This is a genomic window from Bacillus sp. FJAT-25509, assembly GCF_001420605.1.
GTDB lineage: Bacteria > Bacillota > Bacilli > Bacillales > Bacillaceae_G > Gottfriedia.
Genome location: NZ_LJIZ01000021.1, coordinates 386818 through 408924, shown reverse-complemented (window position 1 = coordinate 408924; position 22107 = coordinate 386818). Strand labels below are relative to the sequence as shown.

At 31.9% G+C, this 22107-nt stretch carries 15 protein-coding genes and 2 pseudogenes; 4 read left to right on the top strand and 13 right to left on the bottom strand.

Features of this window, described 5'->3' with window-relative positions; all coding sequences use genetic code 11:
* A partial coding sequence (locus AN960_RS15000) for an IS110 family RNA-guided transposase (RefSeq protein WP_056473080.1) occupies positions 1–1183 on the top strand: 1183 nt, incomplete at its 5' end.
* Positions 1184–1590: 407 nt separating this feature from the next.
* Here the strand turns inward: AN960_RS15000 and AN960_RS14995 are convergent.
* Positions 1591–2700 carry a GerAB/ArcD/ProY family transporter gene (locus AN960_RS14995; protein ID WP_056473074.1) on the bottom strand — a complete coding sequence of 370 codons (1110 nt, stop codon included), beginning with the start codon at positions 2698–2700 and terminating at the stop codon, positions 1591–1593.
* 988 nt (positions 2701–3688) lie between these two features.
* Positions 3689–3835 carry a PH domain-containing protein gene (locus AN960_RS24095; protein ID WP_082459521.1) on the bottom strand — a complete coding sequence of 49 codons (147 nt, stop codon included), beginning with the start codon at positions 3833–3835 and terminating at the stop codon, positions 3689–3691.
* 251 nt (positions 3836–4086) lie between these two features.
* Here AN960_RS24095 and AN960_RS14985 point away from each other — a divergent pair, with 251 nt between their 5' ends.
* The gene (locus AN960_RS14985) at positions 4087–5442 is read left to right on the top strand and encodes an alpha/beta hydrolase family protein (protein WP_056473068.1); all 1356 of its coding nucleotides are present in this window, start codon (positions 4087–4089) and stop codon (positions 5440–5442) included.
* Between the two features lie 247 nt (positions 5443–5689).
* Here the strand turns inward: AN960_RS14985 and AN960_RS14980 are convergent, their stop codons facing one another.
* The 4 genes and pseudogenes from AN960_RS14980 to ftsZ all read right to left on the bottom strand — a co-directional run.
* Positions 5690–6541: a hypothetical protein gene (locus AN960_RS14980; protein WP_056473066.1), complete on the bottom strand. Its 852-nt coding sequence runs from the start codon at positions 6539–6541 to the stop codon at positions 5690–5692.
* Between the two features lie 256 nt (positions 6542–6797).
* Positions 6798–6938, bottom strand: a complete 141-nt coding sequence (locus AN960_RS14975; protein WP_286131720.1) for a hypothetical protein — start codon at positions 6936–6938, stop codon at positions 6798–6800.
* 39 nt (positions 6939–6977) lie between these two features.
* Positions 6978–7544, bottom strand: a complete 567-nt coding sequence (locus tag AN960_RS14970) for a hypothetical protein (RefSeq protein WP_056473063.1) — start codon at positions 7542–7544, stop codon at positions 6978–6980.
* 621 nt (positions 7545–8165) lie between these two features.
* Positions 8166–9149: pseudogene (ftsZ, locus tag AN960_RS14965) on the bottom strand (cell division protein FtsZ); the annotation flags it as partial.
* 687 nt (positions 9150–9836) lie between these two features.
* Here ftsZ and AN960_RS14960 point away from each other — a divergent pair.
* Together AN960_RS14960 and AN960_RS14955 are read left to right on the top strand one after the other, a co-directional pair.
* Positions 9837–10220, top strand: a complete 384-nt coding sequence (locus AN960_RS14960) for a matrixin family metalloprotease (RefSeq protein ID WP_056473061.1) — start codon at positions 9837–9839, stop codon at positions 10218–10220.
* A 13-nt stretch (positions 10221–10233) separates the two neighbouring features.
* Positions 10234–11025, top strand: coding sequence for a hypothetical protein (locus AN960_RS14955; RefSeq protein ID WP_056473058.1), 792 nt, complete (start codon positions 10234–10236; stop codon positions 11023–11025).
* A gap of 178 nt (positions 11026–11203) precedes the next feature.
* Here the strand turns inward: AN960_RS14955 and AN960_RS14950 are convergent, their stop codons facing one another.
* The 7 genes and pseudogenes from AN960_RS14950 to AN960_RS25095 all read right to left on the bottom strand — a co-directional run.
* A complete protein-coding gene (locus AN960_RS14950) occupies positions 11204–12184 on the bottom strand; it encodes a cation diffusion facilitator family transporter (protein WP_056473055.1) in 981 nt (326 codons plus the stop codon).
* Positions 12185–12728: 544 nt separating this feature from the next.
* Positions 12729–13370 carry an FMN-binding negative transcriptional regulator gene (locus tag AN960_RS14945; RefSeq protein WP_056473053.1) on the bottom strand — a complete coding sequence of 214 codons (642 nt, stop codon included), beginning with the start codon at positions 13368–13370 and terminating at the stop codon, positions 12729–12731.
* A 264-nt stretch (positions 13371–13634) separates the two neighbouring features.
* Complete coding sequence (locus AN960_RS14940) at positions 13635–13997, bottom strand: lipoprotein (protein ID WP_056473050.1); 363 nt, start codon at positions 13995–13997, stop codon at positions 13635–13637.
* A 461-nt stretch (positions 13998–14458) separates the two neighbouring features.
* Positions 14459–15121 (bottom strand): hypothetical protein, encoded by a 663-nt coding sequence (locus tag AN960_RS14935; protein ID WP_056473047.1) that lies wholly within the window; start codon positions 15119–15121, stop codon positions 14459–14461.
* Positions 15122–15430: 309 nt separating this feature from the next.
* Complete coding sequence (gene pbp4b / locus AN960_RS14930) at positions 15431–16699, bottom strand: penicillin binding protein PBP4B (RefSeq protein ID WP_286131722.1); 1269 nt, start codon at positions 16697–16699, stop codon at positions 15431–15433.
* A gap of 556 nt (positions 16700–17255) precedes the next feature.
* Positions 17256–21308: a S8 family serine peptidase gene (locus AN960_RS14925; protein ID WP_056473044.1), complete on the bottom strand. Its 4053-nt coding sequence runs from the start codon at positions 21306–21308 to the stop codon at positions 17256–17258.
* Between the two features lie 521 nt (positions 21309–21829).
* Positions 21830–21976: pseudogene (locus tag AN960_RS25095) on the bottom strand (GNAT family N-acetyltransferase); the annotation flags it as partial.
* Between the last annotated feature and the right edge of the window lie 131 nt (positions 21977–22107).

Below are 22107 nucleotides of genomic sequence, written 5' to 3'. Positions count from 1 at the left end.
ATTTTTAGATAAGGGGCATCCATATAAACGCAGTTTTAAAATCGCTCATACACTTGAAGGGTTTGGTCAATTACATCATTTTTTAATAGAAATTGAGAACCTTTCTAAACAAAAACCCGTCATTGTATTAGAGTCGACAGGACACTATCACTCACCTATTCTTCATTTTCTAGAAGAACATAATTATTTGTATATTGTCGTTAATCCATTAATTTCTTATCGAGCGAAAAGCACGAGTTTACGAAAAGTTAAAACTGATGCGATCGATTCGTATCACCTCTGCGAGCTGTATTACAAAGAAGAGTTAGAGCCATACAAAAAAAGAGGAATCCAGCTTCTAAATCTTCGTAATCTAACTCGACAACACGATAGTATTACTGGGATGAGTTCACAAACAAAATTACAGTTTCAAACAATACTTGATCAGGTGTTTCCTGAATACACTAGTGTATTTGGAGACCTATACTCGATTGTTTCACTCCTCACTTTACTAGAATTTCCAACGTCTAATGATGTTCTTAACGCAGGAGAAGACCTACTTTCTGAGAAGATCAAGTTGTATTGTAATAGCCGTTCAAAATCTTGGGCAAGAACAAAAGCTAAAGATTTAATAGCTGCGGCAACAATAAATCCATTTCAAACAAACTTATATCAAAGTCTCGTCATAACGATGGAAATGCACATTAAGTTGGTCCTTCAATACAAAGAGCATCTATCGAAATTAAAGCTTGAAATAGATGCCCTTGTGAAAGAAATTGAAGAATATAAGATTATCCAAACGATCCCCGGTATAGGAGAAAAAATCGCTGCAACGATTATTTCAGAAATCGGGGAAATCGATCGGTTTAATCATCCTAAAAAACTTGTAGCATTCGCTGGCGTTGATCCAAGCGTCTTTGAGTCTGGTAGATTTACAGCAACGAAAAATCGCATTACAAAACGAGGATCTAGCAGACTAAGACATGCCTTATTTATGGCTGTTAAATGCGCCATTCGAGACAGTCGTAAAAAGAAAACCACCGAAGAAATCATTCCGAGAAATAAGAGATTAAGGGAGTTTTACGACAAGAAACGTAATGAAGGAAAACCCTATAAAGTATCAGTTATAGCCTGCGTAAATAAGCTTTTACACTGGATTTATGCCCTATTAAAAACTAACACATCTTTCCAAGATTTAGATTAATTGTAAAAATTAATCAAGAAATACAAAACCTTTCAAATCATCTAGATGGAAGGTTATTTGGCATGTCTATTTTTAGTATAACATGAGTTAAATTAAATTTTTAATGAAAAATATTGACAACTATTAGCTGGTTTAGTTGAATAAGCTTGTATATATTAAAGCAAATATATTAAACCAAGTTACAAGAAATAAACCTTTAGAATTAGATTTGTTATAAAATTATACATTTATATTACCTAATAATTATGCTAACTAGATTTTAATACCTTCATCAGAAGAAGAATTCGATTTTAAATGATGAACCTATGGGGATAGTAAGGTCTTCAATGATCTTAATGCTCCAACATCCTGTAGGAAGGTGAAAGAAAAAGTACTAGCATCCAAATAATGTTATACGAACGAATATGTTAAATTTTCGCATCTATATTTCCCCTCACAAAGGAAATGATTAATAGTAAGATTGGAAATATACAAAAAAATAAAAAATAAATAAAAAGAAACGTTCCCTCCCATTTAATCGTTTCATTGATATTCTTAGGCATATTTGCAATGGTGTAAATGAAAGGAATAATACCAAAAAGAAAAGGTCGAATACATCTTTTTTTAAAAATTTGAGCCATTCCTAGTGCGGCTACATAAAGTGCAATTGCATACGTAGTAAATATTTGCATAATCCAAATTACAATGAATAAAGAGTCGAACCTTTCAAAAAAAAGACCTGGAATTTCATAACCTCGAATATATGTGAGTACTGGCCATGTTTGAAACAAAACTCCGTCTACTGAAAGTGCTCCAACTACTAAAATTGTAGTCATGGTATAGAAAAAAATAGGAACTCCAAGTCCAATAATAACGACTTTTGGTGCTTGTTTTTTATCTTTCATAAACATAAATATAAAGAGAATAATTTCAAATCCAGAGAATGAGGTAGAAGCAGTCATTATTCCTTTACTGATTGGCTTTACTCCCATCCCTAATACAGGACGTAAATTATCAATTTCGAATATCCCAATACCTAAAAATATAACTACTAGTATGCAGATAGCCGTAATAGGAAATATAATCTCTAACATTCGAGCCAACGAATTGATGCCACCACCAAGTACTAAGTATAGACCGATCCAAATAAATGGTATCATAATAGCCCACGTTGGAGTGCCTTGAAGCAAATATATACCCATCGTTTCAACCAAATTTCGAACTTCAAATGCTGAACCCACTATGTAAAAGACAATTACAATTAAGCTTAGAAATAAGCCTATCCATTTCCCAACAATTTTTTGATTAAATTGAAAAAACGTTTCATTTGGGTATCTTTGGCATAGTCTAACATGTAAGAGTGTGATAAGAATACATATTACGCCACCTAAAATGAGTGATATCCACGAATCTGGAGTTTTTACTTTTTCTGTTACTATTCTAGGTACAACTACGATTCCAGTTCCTAAAAGATAGTTTGTCATAAACATAATTGTTTGAAAACTGGAAATTCGGTCAGTTGGACTATTATTATTCATTCAATAAAATCCTTTCATGATTCATGTAATTTTTACCAGAATAAAACAATTATGTTACAAGGGCAGAACTTATAAAGGGGAATATAAGTTATGTAGATAATTAATATAGTTATACTTCCCTATTAGAAAGTTAATATTCACCAAAGTAATTATTGCCGAGAAGCGTATATATGTACCCTAGATTTGAATACGATATTCATAGAAAATGCTCAGAATCTTATTCAACTAAACTGCCATTTAGCTCAATAAAAAAATCGACTAAACAGCCGATTGTGTTGTTCAACTAACGCTTGCGTTAGTTGCATAAATGTAAAATAATAATTCAAATTAGAATATACCTTTTTTTCTCATACATACTAATTCAATAACCATTCTTGTTACAAAAAATATAATTCCTAACAATCCTAATACAATCCATAAATAGATACTATTAAAAAATAGTCCAATCAGTATTAATACACCAAATGTAGATAGAATAAATCTATCTAATTTATTAGGAACATTAACTATTGCGTGCGTTATAAGAATTAAAGCATATATAAAGCTGAAAATTTTTATCCAATAAAACTCAAAGTTTAGTGATACAGTAAAGAACACAGGACCTAAAATGACTAATATATTTAAAAGTTTTTTCATATCGTTTCTCCGTACTGTAATTTATTTAATTTTTATAAAAGCATTGCTACTATTCTGATTTTAATTTTATCATTAAGTCAAAAAATATTAATCAATCAATTGACTCATTCCTTATACAACTAAACTGCCATTTACTCCAATAAAAAAAGCCCCATATTAGCAGCTTGTGATCTTCAACTATTGCATGCGATAGTTAAATAACGATATTTAACCCGCAAATAAAAGGGCTTCGTTTTTTCTGAAGCTCTTTTCTCTGTATCCTTTTAAATTTAATTTAATTTTAATTAGTAAATTCACTCATCTTCGCATTTTGACAAAGTTTCTTTATTTCAGAAATAAAAGTTCATTGTCTTTAGGTGTAATTTTTACTTCTTAAATATCCAGATTTATAAATTATTTCAAGTGCATTTTTTGATAATAACAGCCGATAGCCTGTAAAGATTTCTGTTGTAGGGGATATCTTTGTTATTTCCCTATATGCAATTCGACTTCTTATCAAACAAGATTTTAGCTAAAGTTCACAATGAAATATCAGATTAAGATATTTGAAGAATTTTTTGTGAAAAATAGAACGCGTTGCAGAATCGATAGCTCCACCTTTTATAGAAAGTGACAATTTTGTTAGATTAAATGCTTAATTTGTAAGACAATTAGATGTCTTTTTTAACTACATTCTTTTAAAATTACATCTGAATTAGTACGACAAACGCTTCAGTTTATTTGAACAATGTATAAGGAGGATGAAAGCAAATGAAGACATTATTACGTGTTATAACTGCTATGACCGTAATGCTATCAATAGTACCTTGGACTATTGACAGTGCATACGCAGCGCCTACTCTAAAGATTGGAGAAGTAGCTTCCGTAAACGACAAACTCTTGAAGGAGAATGCCAAGAAGTTTGTACATCTATTACAGATGGGGAATTTAGAAAAAGCCTTTCAATATACAAACCATACATTCACTGAAAAAAATATTCCCGATTTCATCATTTCATCCATGAAAAAATTATCTTCTTACCAACTCATACAATCAAATTTGTCTCGTAATAGCGTCCATTGTACAGTCACTTTAACATTTCAAAATCAACAGTCTATCATACCAATAGAAGTGAAATTCGATAAGAAAGGAAAGATTGATGATTTTTATGTTAATTTCCAATATTCTAAACAAAAATACCAGTTACCTAGTTATGTAAATCCTGATACCTATGATGAAAGGGAAGTGACGATTGGAAGCAAAAATAATGCTGTACCTGGAACACTAACAATCCCAAAAGGAAAAGGTCCCTTCCCTGTTGTTATACTTGTTCAAGGAGATGGAGAATTAGATAGAGATTCCTCTATTTTCGCCTTAAAACCATTTAAAGACATAGCCCTAGGTTTAGCTAATCAAGGGATAGCCGTTCTTCGATACGAGAAAAAGACACGTGAACACTATATACATACTTATCGAACATACTCAGTGCAAGAAGAATTTGTAGAGGATGCTTTAGCATCTTTGCAACTTCTAAAATCCATGTCATTTATTGATAAAAATAGTATATTTGTTGCAGGACACAGTAGAGGAGGATTGATGGTTCCTCAAATTATAAGTAAGGCTCCCCCTGGTAGTTTTGCAGGTGGAATCATTCTTTCTTCTCCTAACCCTTCAACTACAGAGATCGAGTCCTATTTTGAAGAAGATTCAGGAGGAATGATACCAGAGGAAGAAATGGTATTTTACCGAAATCAGTTAGGATTGCTTACCCAGCCAGATTTTGATCCAGGACACCCACCGGAGCAATTCGCTTTACTTCCAAATGCCTATTGGTGGTATAGTGTAAAAGATTATAGGCCAAGTTCAGTTGCAAGAAGCTTAAATATACCCTTGTTTGTCATGCAAGGAGGAGCAGATTTTCAAGTTCCTAATTCTCACTTAGAAAAATGGCGGTTAGCATTGCAAAATAATACAAATGTAACATTTAAACTGTATCCAGACCTGAATCACGGATATACAATAGCAGGTGAGACCAAAACTGTTCAAGACTATATGCAACCTAAGCATGTCCCCTTTTATGTGTTAAATGATATAAAACAGTGGGTAACTTCAAAGCCAAAAAATTAATTTTATAGAAAAGTATAAATTTATCATGAAACAATTGATAAAAGAATAAAAAATCAGTCTTATGTGAGGCTGCTTTTTTGTTTACATTATGCGAGTTCTCAGAACTGTCTTATTGCGCATGAAAATGTTCTTTTTTTCTTATTCCTTATTGAACTAAACTGCTAAATACTGAAATAGGAGCTGATTGATTAATCAATCAGCCCCTATTTGTTATACAACTAATGCATGAGTTAGTTGAACAGGTAAACTAATTATCCTGATTTTTTTTCAAATAAGCACCATAGAAATCTGCTTCTTCTAAATCATCATATTTGGGTGTAGCAATAATCGAATAATTTTTCTTTTCATCTACTTTGAACAGTGCATAAGAAGGTATGTTGGCAACATTTACTTCAATGTTGTAAACACCTTCAGTCAACACACCACTTTTTTGAAATAATGATACAATGTCTTTTGCCTGAGGTACAGCCATTTTAGATTGATCTATGTTAAATTTAAAAAAGAAATTTAATACTCCTAAATAACTTAGGTTAAAATTACGAGCATCCTTTGGTTTAAGAGTTGGTAATAAAGTCTTAGTATCAATTTGTTTAGTCTTTTTAATTTCCTCGATCATTTCAGGTGAATATTTCATATTTAGTTCTATATTTTCATATGGGTACGGAAATGATACTTCTTCTTCTTCTGAACCTTTAACTACTTTGCTTTGAAATTGAACATATTCGTATTGTTTAGATATGCGCTTCATTTCATTAATAACTTCTGGATGCTGTTCAATATAAGCACCTTTAAATAGTTCTAAATAAACTTGATCACTATCTTTAGGATTAACCAAATTTGACTCTCTATCAATAACCAAACTTAAATATGTTCGATAAGGTTTATTCAATTCAACATAAGCATAATTATTACAACCACATTCCCCATCATTCTCAGCAGCAAGTACTTTAAAATCATCCTTTATATTAAACTCTGATTTTAAATAATCTTTGACAGGTTGTTTTACTATGCTTACAGGTATCTTACATGCGCTTAAAAATACTGATACTGCAATAATAAATACAAATGAAAATCTCTTCTTATTAAAAACTAAATTCATATTCTTTTCATTTCCTCATCTTTTTTATGTACTTCAATCTTTTTATTCCCTCTAAATAAATTCCATATATTTACAGCAAATCCTTCTTCAACTAAACTGCTATTATGTTGAATAAAAATAGAGCTGCCAAAGCAACTCTAGTAGTTCAACTAATGCAATGCGTTAGTTGAATAAGGTATTCGTTTAATCCGAAAATTCTTTGACCAAAACCTCTAATTCTTTTGCATCATAAAAGTTCCCATCACTTAGAAACTTTTCAATTTCTAACGTACCATCGTTGTCCAGGTACTGCTACTTCTACCATAATACTTTCATCTCTTGTTTTATTTAAGCGATAATATATGTTCTTTGTTTCTAATTCATTTAGAAACTCAATTAGTTCTTTTATAGTTTTCATACAGTTTTACACTTCCTTTTTATTGAACAAAAGCATGTGTTAGTTGCGTAAGTTTATTTTATTAATGAAATCAATTTCAAATTTTAAATCACTCTTTTTCGTTTCTTTATTTCCTAATATATTTGTAACTATTGGAAAACGTTTCTTGTTTTCCAAATAATGTTTTAACTCTAAAAACGTACTTAATGGGAATTCATTTTCACACCACATTTCTTTATATCCAACGATTCCAAACTCTAATAAAATAAGTTCGACTTCTCTTAGTACTTCTTTTAGAAAAACATCATAAGGACATTCTTGGTTTAATACTACTACACCATCTTCTTCATCATCTTCAAAGTAGATAAGATTAATGCGTATATTTTTATTATCTATATATTTAAAGTTCCAGTCTAATTTATCAGGTTCTGCATCCCAAAAGTAATACGAGCCACCCTCTTTATAGTCTCCTTCTGTATCAAATACTGGATGAATTACTTTTATTGCATTTAAAAGTCCACCTAATGCATCTGTAAGATAACCAGGACTAAAACTAAAACTTTGGGAATTAATCTGTATATTAAAATTTGCCCAACCAGCCCCTCGTAATTTATATTCAAACTTCATACTTTCAAACACCCTTCTAATCTATTTTGATACTAATTATATCATTCCTTATGCAACTAAACTGCCATTAGCTGAATAACCATTAATAATTATCCAACTACTAGCAATAATGTCCCTACTAATATTTTATTTTATAAAAAACATAAAATTTATTAATTGAGCCAAATTAAAAAGACATGAGCATCAACACTCATGTCCTTGTCTACATCTATAAATCTATCTATTTCTGTTTTTTCGATTACGTAAGAAAGCCGGAATATATGAAGTTGAATCTTCCTTCTCATTGTATCGGCCATATTCTTGTTGCTCATTATAGCGGTTGTAATCTTGTTGTTCTGTGTAACGATTATGATCTTGTCGTTCTGAGTAACGGTTATGATCTTGTTGTTCATTATATCGGCCGTAATCTTGTTGTTCATTATATCGACCATAATCTTGTTGTTCATTATATCGATTATGATCGTTTTGTTCATTGTAGCGTCCATAATTTTGCTGTTCTGTGAATCGACCAGAGTCTTGCTGATCATTATAGCGACCGTAATCTTGCTGTTGGTCTACACGATATCTCTGATCTTGTTGGAATCGTTGCTCTCTATTGTATAAGCTAGGTGCTTCTTCTATTGGTCTAGAAGGAGTTCTTACCATTTTATCTTCTTTATCCGCAAATCCTGTAGCAATAACCGTTACAATAATTTCATCTTTTAAGCTTTCGTCAATTACCGAACCGAAAATCATATTTAATTCTTCATGAGATGCAGAAGCAACGATATCTGCAGCTTCTTGTACTTCAAACAGACTTAAGTTACGTCCACCTGTAATATTCATAATTACACCATGAGCTCCATTAATAGAAGTTTCAAGTAACGGAGAGTTCAATGCCTTCTGAGCAGCGATTGTAGCGCGATCTTTACCTTTTGCAATACCGATTCCCATAAGGGCTGTCCCTTTATGAGACATGACCGTTTTCACATCAGCAAAGTCCAGATTGATTAATCCTGGTACTGCGATTAAGTCCGAAATCCCTTGAACCCCTTGTCGAAGTACATTATCCGCTTCACGGAATGCTTCGAGCATCGGTGTTTTTTTGTCAACTAGCTCCAATAATCGATCGTTTGGAATGATAATTAATGTATCAACTGCTTCTCTAAGTTCCTTAATTCCACCTTCAGCATTTGTTGCACGCTTTTTACCTTCAAATTTGAAAGGACGAGTTACTACTCCAATTGTTAAAGCACCAAGCTTTCGAGCAATTTTCGCAACTTCAGGTGCTGCCCCTGTACCTGTTCCGCCACCCATTCCAGCTGTAACGAAAACCATGTCTGCTCCTTTTAGTACTTCCTCAATTTGCGACTTACTTTCTTCTACAGCTCTTTTTCCAATTTCAGGATTTGCACCTGCTCCTAAACCACGCGTCAATGTCGCTCCAATTTGCATTGTAATTTCAGCTTTTGATTGTTTTAGTGCTTGAGCATCAGTATTAAAAGCAATGAATTCAACGCCCTCTACTCCATCTTCAATCATTCGGTTAACGGCATTATTTCCTCCGCCACCAACACCAATTACTTTTATTCTTGCAAACTGTTCTATATTTTCAAATTCAAACATGATCATTCCTCCTCGTCATACCGATTACATAATTTCACGTTTTCAAAGAACCCTTCATTTTCATTCTAAGATTTATCTTTTTATGTACGTTTTAGTAGATTAGAATTAAACAATTTACTTTAAGACATAGAATTGTCCTAATTCCCCTAACACTACTATACAAGAAAACTACCTGTTATCTTTTTGATAATTTTTCCTTAATATACCTTTAACTAAAACATGTATTTTAACATCTTAATGTAATATCTCTATCAACTTCGTAACAAACTTTCATTAAAAAGCTTGTACAATTAATATAATTCTTTTCTTTTTGATTGAATCCTTTAAGAATCTATTGATTTATGAGAAAACAAACACAACACATTTCTTTGTTAAAACATTCACAAATAATTCGCTTATTCGCACAATGCAACAGATATAATTTGGTAATATATACATGTAAAGGAGATAAATTCCACAACTATTTTAAAATAAATTTATAAAGAAGAGATTATGAAAAAATTATTTACAAGTTTAATTGTTATAGTTTGTATATTAACAAGTATTTCTATCCCGATCAAAAAGACGTATGCCTATAATACTTTTGGCCACAAACTGGTTAATGGTGTAGGTCATTATGGGCAAAACAGACAATATTATTTTTTAGATAGTTAATTAGGTTCAGAAAAGCAAAAATTTAAAGATTCTATGAATAAATGGATCTATGGAACTATTACAACACCAATTTCTTTTAGAGAAACAACTACTAAATCATCTTCTGTTATAGATGTATATAAAAAAACATCAGTAAATAATACAGTAGCTGCTTACACATATTTTATGTATGGCAATAAAAACGTAAGTGCTTCAAAAACTGATTGGTACTGGGTAAAAATTGATATTCAATCTCTGACCTATAATAAATTAAGCGATTGGCAAAAAAGACTCGTTCATGCCCATGAAATTGGACATGCATTCGGTTTAGATCACACAAATATCTCCGGTAATTTAATGCACGCTAATGGTAACTCTTCAACTACGAATATTCCCCTAAAGGATCAATTCAATGGAATAAATTATATTTATCGATAAAGAGGAAAATAATTTGTTTAAGAAAAAAAATTTGTTTAAGATTTTTGTTATATTTTCAATATGCTTGATAATATTCTATTTTTATCAAAATCAGAAGTCTAATAAAGTAGTAGAGCCAATTCAGGGTTTAGTAAAAAATAATGATATAAAAAAAGAGTTTGATAATAACAATACTACAATATCGAGTAAGGATACAAAACTACAATCAAATAACATATCTATTAATAAAAATGATAATAATAAAGTAATTTCAAGTGCATTACTTTTTGGTGATTTTGATAGTACTAATGCATTAATTAAAGATTCTAATTTAGTCGTTAAAGGTACTGTTATAGCAACTGAACCATATGTGTATCTGGATGAGGAGAGCCATGGCACACCTTATACAAAATTAACATTTAAAATAAGGAATGTTCTATCTGGTGACAAAAAAATGAATGGAAAAACAATAACAATCTTAGAATATGGTGGAGAAATCTCAAAAAAAGATTTTGGCCTAGATAAAAAGTTTAATAATTTAACAGAATTAGAATTACAAGAAAAACTTGAAATATCACTTGAAGGTATATCAAATTCAAAAGTTGGACAAAGTATTGTCGCTTTTTTAACAGATGATAAGGACACTATAGGTACAGGTTTCAAGTTTTATTCATTTAGAGGAGAGTATAAAGGTCGATTTACTTATGATCAAAGAACCAAAAAATACAAAAGAGGCGAACCTTACCAGGTATCTAATAAGGAGAGAGAAAAAGAATTAGAAATAAATAACGATGTTTCTGATTTAAGTGACGATCTAGAAGGGTAACTTTAGAGTCTAGTTATTATAGAATGAAAAGGACTTTGAAATTACAAGTCCTTTTCATTCTATATAAATCTCACTTCAAAAGGATCTACAAATATGGACAATTTTTCAATAGATTTCAACAAGCATCTCCAATTAACAAAAGAAACGACAAAAATGATATTTGTCGTTTCAATCTTTACTATTTTTTGATTAATTCTGTTTTATCATCTTCAGTCCAATTTTGAACTCCGTCATCTTCGTCCAATTCGATAATAACGTCTGTTACACCTTTTTCTTTCATAATTTTTTCTTCTAATCGGTCTTTTATGTCATCAGCTTGAGCTACAGTTAAATTAGGGTCTAGTTCAATTTCTAATTCAACATGTAAATCTTCCCCCTCTTTTACAACCGTAAGAGCTTGAATATCTTTGACATCTGGATCTTCCATTACGATCTCACCAATCTTGTCTTCCATTTCTTCATCTGATTCACCAATTACACCTGCAGCATTATCAAGAAATACTTTTCCAACAACTAGGAACATCAAAACACCGATGATAACAGAAGCAATCCCCTCTGCTTGATGGAATGGTGTAAAGTAAGCTACGATTACAGCAATCATCGCTAATAATCCACCTAAAGTTGCAACTGTATCTTCTAAGAAAACTAATTTTGTAGCAGGTTTCGCTTTTCCTAAATTAGAAATTGCCTCGGTTACCACTCCAAAACCACTTGTTGTTATTCCCAATTCATGACTAATTTCTTTCATTGCTTTGAAAAGTACAAATGCTTCAAGCACCACCGAAACACCTAAAATAGTAAGTGTGATAGCCAGACCTGAAGAGTGAGTTGGATGAACAATATGCTGGATTCCTTCGACAATCGTTTCAAACGCCATAATTCCTACTATTAATACTGCTCCAAGTAAAACTAAATTAACGAGTCGACCAAATCCATTCGGAAACCGATCTGTTGGTGCTTTTTTACTTAAAGCTGAACCACTGAATACAAAAAGTTGGTTTGCAGTATCGGCAGCACTATGCATCATCTCAGCAAAAAGTGCAACACTTCCTGTCATACTAAACCCTATTCCTTTTATTATCGCTATTACAGCGTTCACTATAGCTGCTAATAAAGCAGATTTATTACCCTTTTTTAAAAGCTGTATAAATTCTTTCATTCTAAACTCCTCTTCACTAGTATTTTTATATTATGTATTTTTATATTTTTTATTAGCTAACACTAGAATGTACATTAATTTCTTGGTAATAACAGTTGATTTTTTACTAATTTGGAAAGATATGTAATTTAATATTAACACAGGTTCTAATCATTCTTTTGTCTACTCAACAAAAATATTTCTGTTCGACTATAATAATTTGATGAGTTGCAAATAAACTAATGTTCTTAAACGTAACGCATGAGCCACTAAAAACGAAAAAACAAATAGAAATTTAATAGATAAATGGCGATTATTATCAATGCTATTCCTATTATGAAATAAAATATCTTTTTTAAGAAAAGCTTATTTTTATTGAAAATTGAGACCCATATACTAATTAATCCTATTAATATAATTGGTACCGTAAGTAACAAAATCAACATCTACTTTCACTTCCTTAAACTTTTTTGAAACAAAAAAAGCTATCTAAAAAGACAGCTTTAAATAATTTATATGCAGTTAATGAAATGTATTAGTTCAATTTCATTTTTAAAAACCATATTTACTTCTTACTTTCCTTAAAAGATAAATGTTCTAATCTCTTTCCCATCAGTTCAGCCATTTGTTTTGAATGTGGATCTTCTTCTTTTTGTAATTTATCGATGATATTATTATAATCCTTTTCACTTCGGTTCTGACTTAATTTATATGAAGCTTGAATTTCTTCCACCTTAATCTTAAATCCAACAATGCCTTTTAGTTCACTTTCTAAAAGTTGTGGAGAAAGTTTATCCCACAATACTGGGTTTTCACGATTTTTCTCATATTTTTCTAGCATGATTGTTAATTCATCTACTAATTCATCTCTCTCTAAAATGCTTGCTTTTCCATAAACATGCACGGCTTGATAATTCCAAGTTGGAACTTCCTCAACTTCATACCAAGAAGATGAAATGTATGAGTGAGGTCCTTGAAACATAACAAGTACTTCTTCACTATTCTCAAATGTTCTCCATTGAGGATTTCCATATGCAATATGCCCAGTAATATAATAATCTTCACCTTTTTTACTTAGCCTTAGTGGTAAATGGGTCGCAATTGGTTTCCCCTGCTTTGTTGTGATAATCGTGCCAAAAGAGTTCTTTTGAACGAATTCCCAAATTTCTTCAGGATTTGTGACTTTATAATATTTTGGTATATACATAATCCAGAATCCCCCTTGTTTTTTGTTGCAAATGCAATAAAAATATCATACATTAAATCTAACTTAATTTTGTTGCATTTGCAATAAATTTTTTTAAAAATTCTAATACTTAATTTCTTAAAATTGAGGCTCAGTTAAATAAATGTTTAATTTTTGAACTTAAAAAAGTTGTCTAATTAGACAACTTTTAGGACCCTTATTAAGAATTAATTACAACCATCATCCACTTAACAGAATGAACTATATCTGCCTTTTTATTTACACTTATTCGTCAACTCGGTTATATGTTTGTTTTAAAAGTGTTATGGTTTTGTCAGTCACCTTTACCGTTAAAATGTTTGATGTCCCTTTTATTTTCAGCTTCACTTGTTTGTCGGTCGATGAGACGATTTTGTAATGTCGTTCCAATGTTTGGTTAAAAGCAGCCATTTTCGTAGTGGACCTCATAAGAACTCCGTGCTTTGTTTTTTTGTCTTCTTTAAATTCAATCTGATAATCAACATCTTCATTCGATTTCGTTGTTTTTGTGTGATAAGACCACTTTCCGAACAGTTTGTCTTCTGCAGCATGATGATTACATGCACTAAGGAAGACAACAAACGAAAAAGCTAGAACGATTTTTTTCAAGCTAGCACCTCCAAGAAATAGATTTATGATGTTCTGGCGAAGCTTGTTTCCGATTTATACTTTAGCCCCGACTACTCTTTTCTACCTAGTGTTAATTGATCCATTTCACACTCTCCCAGAGTTCAACTGTTTATAACACTATGATTTATCTTTTTCGTAATTCTTTTACAATTTGACTTAAATAATAAACTATCATAATCATGCAAATTGATACTACTAAATCCATACTCTATATCCTCCAAATCAATCGATACCATATATATTTGTAAGTTCATTTTTATTTTATCATCTAACCTAAAGGTATTAATCAATCAAAAGACTCATGAAAATCGGAATTTCTTATTTAACTAAACTGACATTTTGTTCAATAAAATACGGGCCACTTTTGTGACCCGTAATCTTCAAATATCGCACTGCCTTATTTACATAACATTATTTTATAATAAGTAAAATAATAAATTTTATAACTTCCACGTAATTCCAAGCTCTTCAAATGATCTTCTACTTTCACTTAGACCTTCTTCATCTTCTGACCCAATCATTTTTATTTCTTTTTCATTCAATACGATGTCTTTAGTCGGATTTTCAATTTTACGTTTGAAAATGGATTTTAATAGGCCTATTTGAATTTCAGACATTTCATATTCTTCTTTCCACTCATTTATAGCATTTTCCATATTATCTATTTGTCTCTCTATAAGAAAACAACCATTTTCAATAAAATCCTCATAAGTATCATTCGAGTATACGCCATCAAGATTTCCCCAAAATGCAGTTGTTATAACTGGGACTGTCTTTTCTTCAATCTCATCTAATAAATATAGAAGAGCCTCTTCTGATGCTACTTCTTTGGACTCTTCAGGAGCACCTATAAAATATTCGATAGCATTTTTGTAATCTACTGCCCTTTCGCTATGGTCATTTCTGAAAGCACCTACTAAAAAATTCGGATGAAATGTTATAGTGCCACGCGTACCAGAGCTATCTTGAACACTATAGTTAAACCCATCCCAAGATTGTTCATGAGAAATATCAGGATAATGAGCTACCATAATTGCATGGGCTATCGAAGCCAAAATACAACCTTCCCAAAGTTGATTTCTGTCCCAATTTAACTTATTCATTTATTGCATTCCCTTCACTTTTTCTATCATATTAAAACATTTTAACATATCTCTTATGTAACTTACTTGCCATTTATCCACTCATGAAGTTCAAGCGTTACACCACAACTTATGGCATTTATCTATTTATGAAGAAACTGATTTTCATAGAAGTTGAATAAGAAAATCAACAATCTACTTTAGCAAAGCCTAAATTGAAAAAGTATTTGACAAAAAAAAGAGAAAAATCATTCAAGATAGACGATTTTTCTCTTTTCTGGGTAAGTATAAAAATCAACAATTGTAATGCATTTTATTCAATACTAACCTTTATTTTAATAATGCTTCATACACAGCAGTTGCTACCGCTTTATATTGTCCTGTAGCAAAGTCATCACCTGCAAATTTGTTCGGATTTGTGAGTGGATCAATTACAGGTGAATGTTTTTTATTGGTCAATAAGACAATCCCTAAATCATTATCTGGATCTATAATGGTCAGTGTGCCTACCCAACCGGTATGTCCAATCGCATTTGGACTTGCATATAATCCAAATGTAGACGACATACTCGGAGAGCCATTTCTTCTCCATCCTAAGCCATATGTTGGATTTAAATCGGAAGGTGCTGAAAACTGATCAATAGTCTTTTGATCAAATAGGTTTACTTTGCCATATCCACCTCCGTTTAACATTACTTGCAAAAGAACTGCTAAATCGCTTGTCGTCGAGAAAAGCCCTGCATGTCCGGATACGCCACCCATAGAGTAGTAGGCCTTCTCATCGTGCACTTCTCCCTGTATTGTGTATGTACGAATATTTGGGAAGGAGATGACTCCGTCACGTGAATTCCCCATTAGCTCTGTTGCTGCGAAATCTTTTGGTTTGAATCCTTTTTGTAACGGGTTAAACATTGTGTGTTTTAGACCTAATGGTTTATAAATCGTCTTTTCTACATAGTCATCTAGGCTTTGTCCAGTTACTTTCTCAATAATAAAACCGAGAATCATATAATCTACGTCACTATAAATATTTTTCGTTCCAGGTACGTATTCTAACGGTGTTTCAGCGATTTTCTCAAATGTTTCATTACGGTTTTGTGTATATAAAGAACCTGCTACAGTAGGATTGTGATATTGCGGATCAGCTGGAAAACCAGCAGTGTGGTGTAAAATATCAATTAAGCGTAGGGTATCTTTCCCTTTAATCATATCAGTTGATTTGTCTTTAAAATTTGGAAAATATGATTGTACAGTTGAATTCAAGTCTATTTTTCCTATACTAACAAGATGTTGCAAAGCGAAGTTAACTGCATACATTTTAGTGTTTGATGCCAAATCAAACATTGTATTAGTTTTCATTTTCTGAGGATGTTTCAGTGGTGACAGCCCATCGTATTTTTTTGAGTATCCATAAGCAGTGTTTTTTACGATTTTCCCATCTTTGATAATCATTAGAACTGCACCCGGAAAACCATTGTTTACATCCTGTTGGATCAATTCATCTACTTGTTTTAATTTCTCAGATGAAAATCCAACATCTTCAGGACGTTTTACTTTGCTCAAAACAGGAAAATTATCATTATGTTTAATTTGTTTCATTCCATTCACCTCTGACTGGATTGAGCTTTTCTCTGAATTTGTTTGAGCATAACTGACAGTTCCAGATGTAATGGCTAAAGCAAGCGTTAGCATTGATGTTACAATACTACGAGTTATTCGAGTCAAATAAGTTCTCCTCCTATTTAGATGATTATTCAAACTTACACTATTCTATTTGTTAGAAATTTCGATTCAATTACCGAAAATAAATTTCGATTTTTTTCTATTATAAATTGAAACAAAATTCCAACTATTCAAAGTATAAATTCGAGATTCGTAGTTTGTAAAGTCCGATTAATCGATCACTAAAGTGGGGATTTCTAAAGTACTACCTAACTGAACGAGGTTCTTCAAAGTATCGATTCTATAGTATGATTCAAAATCTATTGAAGCGATCACTTATGTATATTTAAGCCTATGTTGGTTTTGATTTTTTTAATCAGATCTAACTATTTTGGTAAATTAATAATTAAGGGTACTTTTTCCTTCCTCCAACTATTAAAAAACTAGTCCTAATAATAATCTACTTCTTAGGACTAGTTTCCCTTTTATACTATTAATTTAAACTGTCAATAATGTCTTGTAATGTTTTTCCATTGTCAGTTGATTTCGGTTTGTTTTGATGAGCCACTGTTAGATTTTCCTTAAGAAAGTTTTGTTTAATGTAATTCATGTCAGTCAGATCAATCTTACCATCAAAGTTAATATCTCCTTTGCGATCATTTGTACCCCAATGCTCTTGTAGATAGATTGCGTCTAAAATATCGATAACATTGTCCTTATTTACGTCTCCAGCACTCGCTAACTTTTTATCGATAAATTTCTTTTCACCAATCTTGCCATCTAGACCTATATAGAATGACTTTTGTACTGTAAAATGTCCAGGTATATCTAGTACTAACATGAATGAGTCACCAGATGGTAATGAATCCACTTGAAAATTAGGAGTATCTAATACTTTTCCTACATACTCCATACCATTTTGATCAATAACCTTTACGGTAGCACCCATTTTAGAGTAATCAAACAGCTTTACAGGGCCAGTAGCCGCTACTTTATAGACTGCTTCTCCATTCATTGTACCTACTATTTGAGAACTCATAGCATTAATTTTAACTGATGGATCAACACGTCCACTAGACGTTTTGACATCTGATAAGCTTGTAAAATTAGCTTTTGATAAAGTTACTTTTGTATAATCGTTAAAATACTTATCATTTTTCACTGTAGCTGTCAGCTTCAGCATTGATATTACATTTTCGGGACTCCAAGATGTGTCTTTTGCTTGTAAGTTAACTTTGATTGTACCATTTTCATTTGTTACATTGGCATCAAAGCGATTTTTCATATTATCAACCAAAGCGATATTGTTGAAGGATAGAACATTCGGGTCATACTTGAACTCTAATTCTGCATTTTTAAATACCCCTTGATTCATCGCATTTACATCAAATGTGATTGTGTCACCTTGAAAAACTTCTTTATGATTAGCAATACTTGTTACGTAAGGAGCTCCTTTTTTGACAAAATAGTATTGCAATGAATTAGATTTATTGCCAATATAATCCATAGCATACATTTCAATTGGTAATACAGTTAAGCTGCTAGGTATATTATTTCTGACAAAAGTAAAATTCCCATCTGTATCAAGGGGTTGGGTCGTCGGATAATTCGTGTTGTATTTATAATAAAGTTTGTTACTTCCTTGGGTCATTTCAGAACCTGTCGCAATTAATTCTTTTATTCCTTGATCCATAACATTCCCTTTTATTTCGATTGGATTATTTGGATCCACTTCAATGATGCCATCAGCTAAATTTGTATTCATTTCAGGCTTTGAATTATCAACAGAAATCGGCTTTTCGATAATAAGTTGTTTTCCACTTTCTTCTGTAAATACAAATTTTACTTTATAAGTACCTGGTTTTATTTGTGTAGGTTCCATACCTACAGCCTGCTCATTTGTTATTCCAATAGGATAATAATCTCCATCGAAGAAATTTGTTAATTTAATATCCTGATTTTCAGGTATCCCTACACCATCATAATATCCGAGGTATCCGAAATCTTTAGATTTAGTATCTGCTATGAAAATGTCGATAGAGCGAATATGAGAATTCAATTTTAAAGTAGCTGATGCCATACTGTTGTAATTTAAATTACCATTGTTAATTGTTGAAATCCCTGAGCTCGTATTTAAATATTCAATCCCTTCTTTAACTTTACGAGCACCAAATGGCATTTTGTATGTTTCATCTGGATTTAAAACATTTGTAAATGTGATAATGCCTTCATACATACCATATTTGGCAGATGCAGGGAGCTCTATTGATGCTTCTATATTTTGTTTACTTTTTCCTTTTAAGGTTACAAAGGTCCTACTCCTTCTTAACTTTACACCGTTTGCTGTCGCATCAAGGGAATCTCTTACTGTTTGATAACTTACTTTAATTTCAAATATTTTTTCCTTATTCTTATTATTTTGGAGTATGACGTTTCTTTTATCCTGTACTGCTTCTCCATTTGAATATAGACTACCGAAGCTTAATGCTCCTGTTAAATCATCTACTTGTACTTCTTCATTGTTATTAATATTCGTTGTTTTATCTTGAACTTGGATTAATGTTTCCGAGTTTATTGCCTTAAGTGCATTGATTCGTCCCGCTCCAACTTCAAATACACTATAATTACCATTCATGTCATCAGCAGTATTCATTAATGTCGTTTTAATGTCAGCAGGGGTTGCTTTAGGATTTTCCTCAAGTAATAGTGCTGCTACTCCAGTTACTTCCGGTGTAGCCATTGAAGTTCCAGATAAAGGAGCATATCCATATTGATATAATCCATCATACTTGTCACCATATACATATGGTGGAATAGTAGACATAATGCTCATGCCCGGTGCCGTCACCTCTGGTTTAATATCATATGTCACTAATGCAGGGCCGCGCGAGCTAAAAAAGGACAGTGAATCTTCTGTGTAAAACACCTTTTTTTGAATTGTTGTAAATGTATACTTTGCTTTTTCATTTTTCAAGATTTCTTTAAATGCTTTTCCTTGCTCACCACTCAAAATATATGCATATGTATTTTCAATCGCTACAGGGACTTGGTCCGCAACGAATCCATTCGAAGTACTATACATAAATACAGCAGCAGCCCCATATTTTTTTGCCAATCTAACCTTATCCTGGAGCGATGTAATACCAGTTGAAACAAGGGCTATTTTTCCATTTACGTTTTTACTATTAAAATCGGATTCTAGTCCTTGACCGACATCAACGATATCAAAACTTTTTCCTTCTAATTTTCTTGGATCTTCTAAAAAGCCATTTGTAGCGTAATGAATCTCAGAATCTACTGCTGTACTATTACTTTTAAATGTTCCAACATAATTATAATCAGCAACTTCTGGATTACTAGAACCAACTGTTATTCCAAGTGCTGATGCGGCTGGTGTGCCAAGAGTGTACATTTCGCCACCATCATTTCCAGCTGCTAACACACATGTAACACCTGATAATACGGCATTATTAATCCCAATTGCTAAAGGAGAATACGGATCGTTATAATTTGCACCTAAAGATAAATTAATAACATCCATTTTATCTTTTACCGATTGCTCTATACCAGCTAAAATATCTTCAGTTGAACCCGTACTGTACGGGCCAAGAACACGATAGACGTAAAGATTCGCGTCTGGTGCAACACCTTCCATTGCATATGCTGATTTAGCTTTATTTTGGCCAGCAATTATACCTGAAACATGAGTTCCATGATATGTAACATAACCCGAAGAAGTCCCTCCCGGTTTGCCAGCTTTTATCCAATCATCAACTGTTGTTTCCATTGGATCATTATCATTATCGACAAAATCATATCCTCCTTTGAACGCTCGTTTCAAATCAGGATGATTATAATCAATTCCTGTATCAAGGACACCAATCTTGACATTTTTTCCGGTAATTCCTTTTTTATGTAGTTTGTCCACTCCCATTATTTCAAGAGGTGATTTTCCGCTATAAACAGCTGATTCCTTTTCTTTAAGAGGAGAAATTGGTTCAATCAACTGAACCTTTTTATTTTCATAAACACTCTTTACAACGCCAGATTGAAGCAGACTTTTAACCTGATTCGCTGGTAATGTTATTGAAACACCATTAAATGCTTCCTTGTATGTATCTCTAACTTTGTATTTAACCATTAGTTTTGATAAGTCCTTTTTAAATTGATCATGTGAAGCTTCTAATTTTTTATTCGCATCTTCATGTGTTAGGGCCTTTCCTTTAAGCTGTTCTAGCAAAATAGCAGTATTTGCTGTTTGTTGCTTGAATTCAACAATTACCGAAATTTCTTTTGAACTGTTTAAGTCTTTCGCTGATGATATGTTTAGTTTCTGTTTAGTTGTTGAGGTCAAGTCTTGGAGTGCTTTTCTTTGCTCAGGAGATAATTTGTTTAGAAACCTATCAATCTTTAATGAACTTTCCGATTGAAGAATATTTCTACCAGTCTTCTTAACTAAACCTAAATCAGCTGCATTTACTGTCGGTGCTGTTATTAAAGATGTAGCTAAAGCTGTTAAACTTAAAAACTTCCAAACTTTTTTCACACTAAATCCCTCCTTAGATTATGTCCCCAAATTTTATTTCAACTTATACAATGTAGGTGCTCGAGGGCTGTTCGATTTGATTAATTGCATTAATATAGGACTCGTTTGATTAATTTTTTCTAGTCTTTTCTTATATGCCATGATCAGCCTTATCAACTCCTTGCTAGAATTAATTTTCTGAAAATTACAATTACATTATATTGACAATTGATACAATTTGTATTTTGAAAATAACTTTCAACCTACTAAATATTAATTGATATATTTCAACAAATAATTTTAAAAAAATAGATAAAACTAGTAATTTATTTTATTGGAAAACAAAAAACGTCACCTAATTAAAGGGACGCTAAAAAGATCAACTACATCTATATCCATCTCTGTTTTCAAATACTGAAACAGCATCTCTACTTAAAACAATATCAAGGATCTCCTTGATTAAAAAACAAGAATAATAGACTTCTGAAGCAGTCCAAGTTGTTCAATTCTTGATTCCCTTAGTTAAAGGGTAAATTTTATACTTAATCTACCAAATACTTATAGAATATTTTATCGACATGTACTACTGGAAATTTTCCAGGTAAATCTGTACGTTTTATACTCGTAAATCCATTTTTTTCATAAAATCTATGAGCAGCTAAAAATTGTGGTGTTGACCCGAGATAGATTGCTATAATTGAATTTTCTCATTGTCAATTAGCAAGAAAATAGTCTACCGAAATAGCCTGTTCAACAGACTCATTGAACTCTTTTATTCTTGAATTCAAGAATAATGCATCTACCCGGCTCCACAATAAGG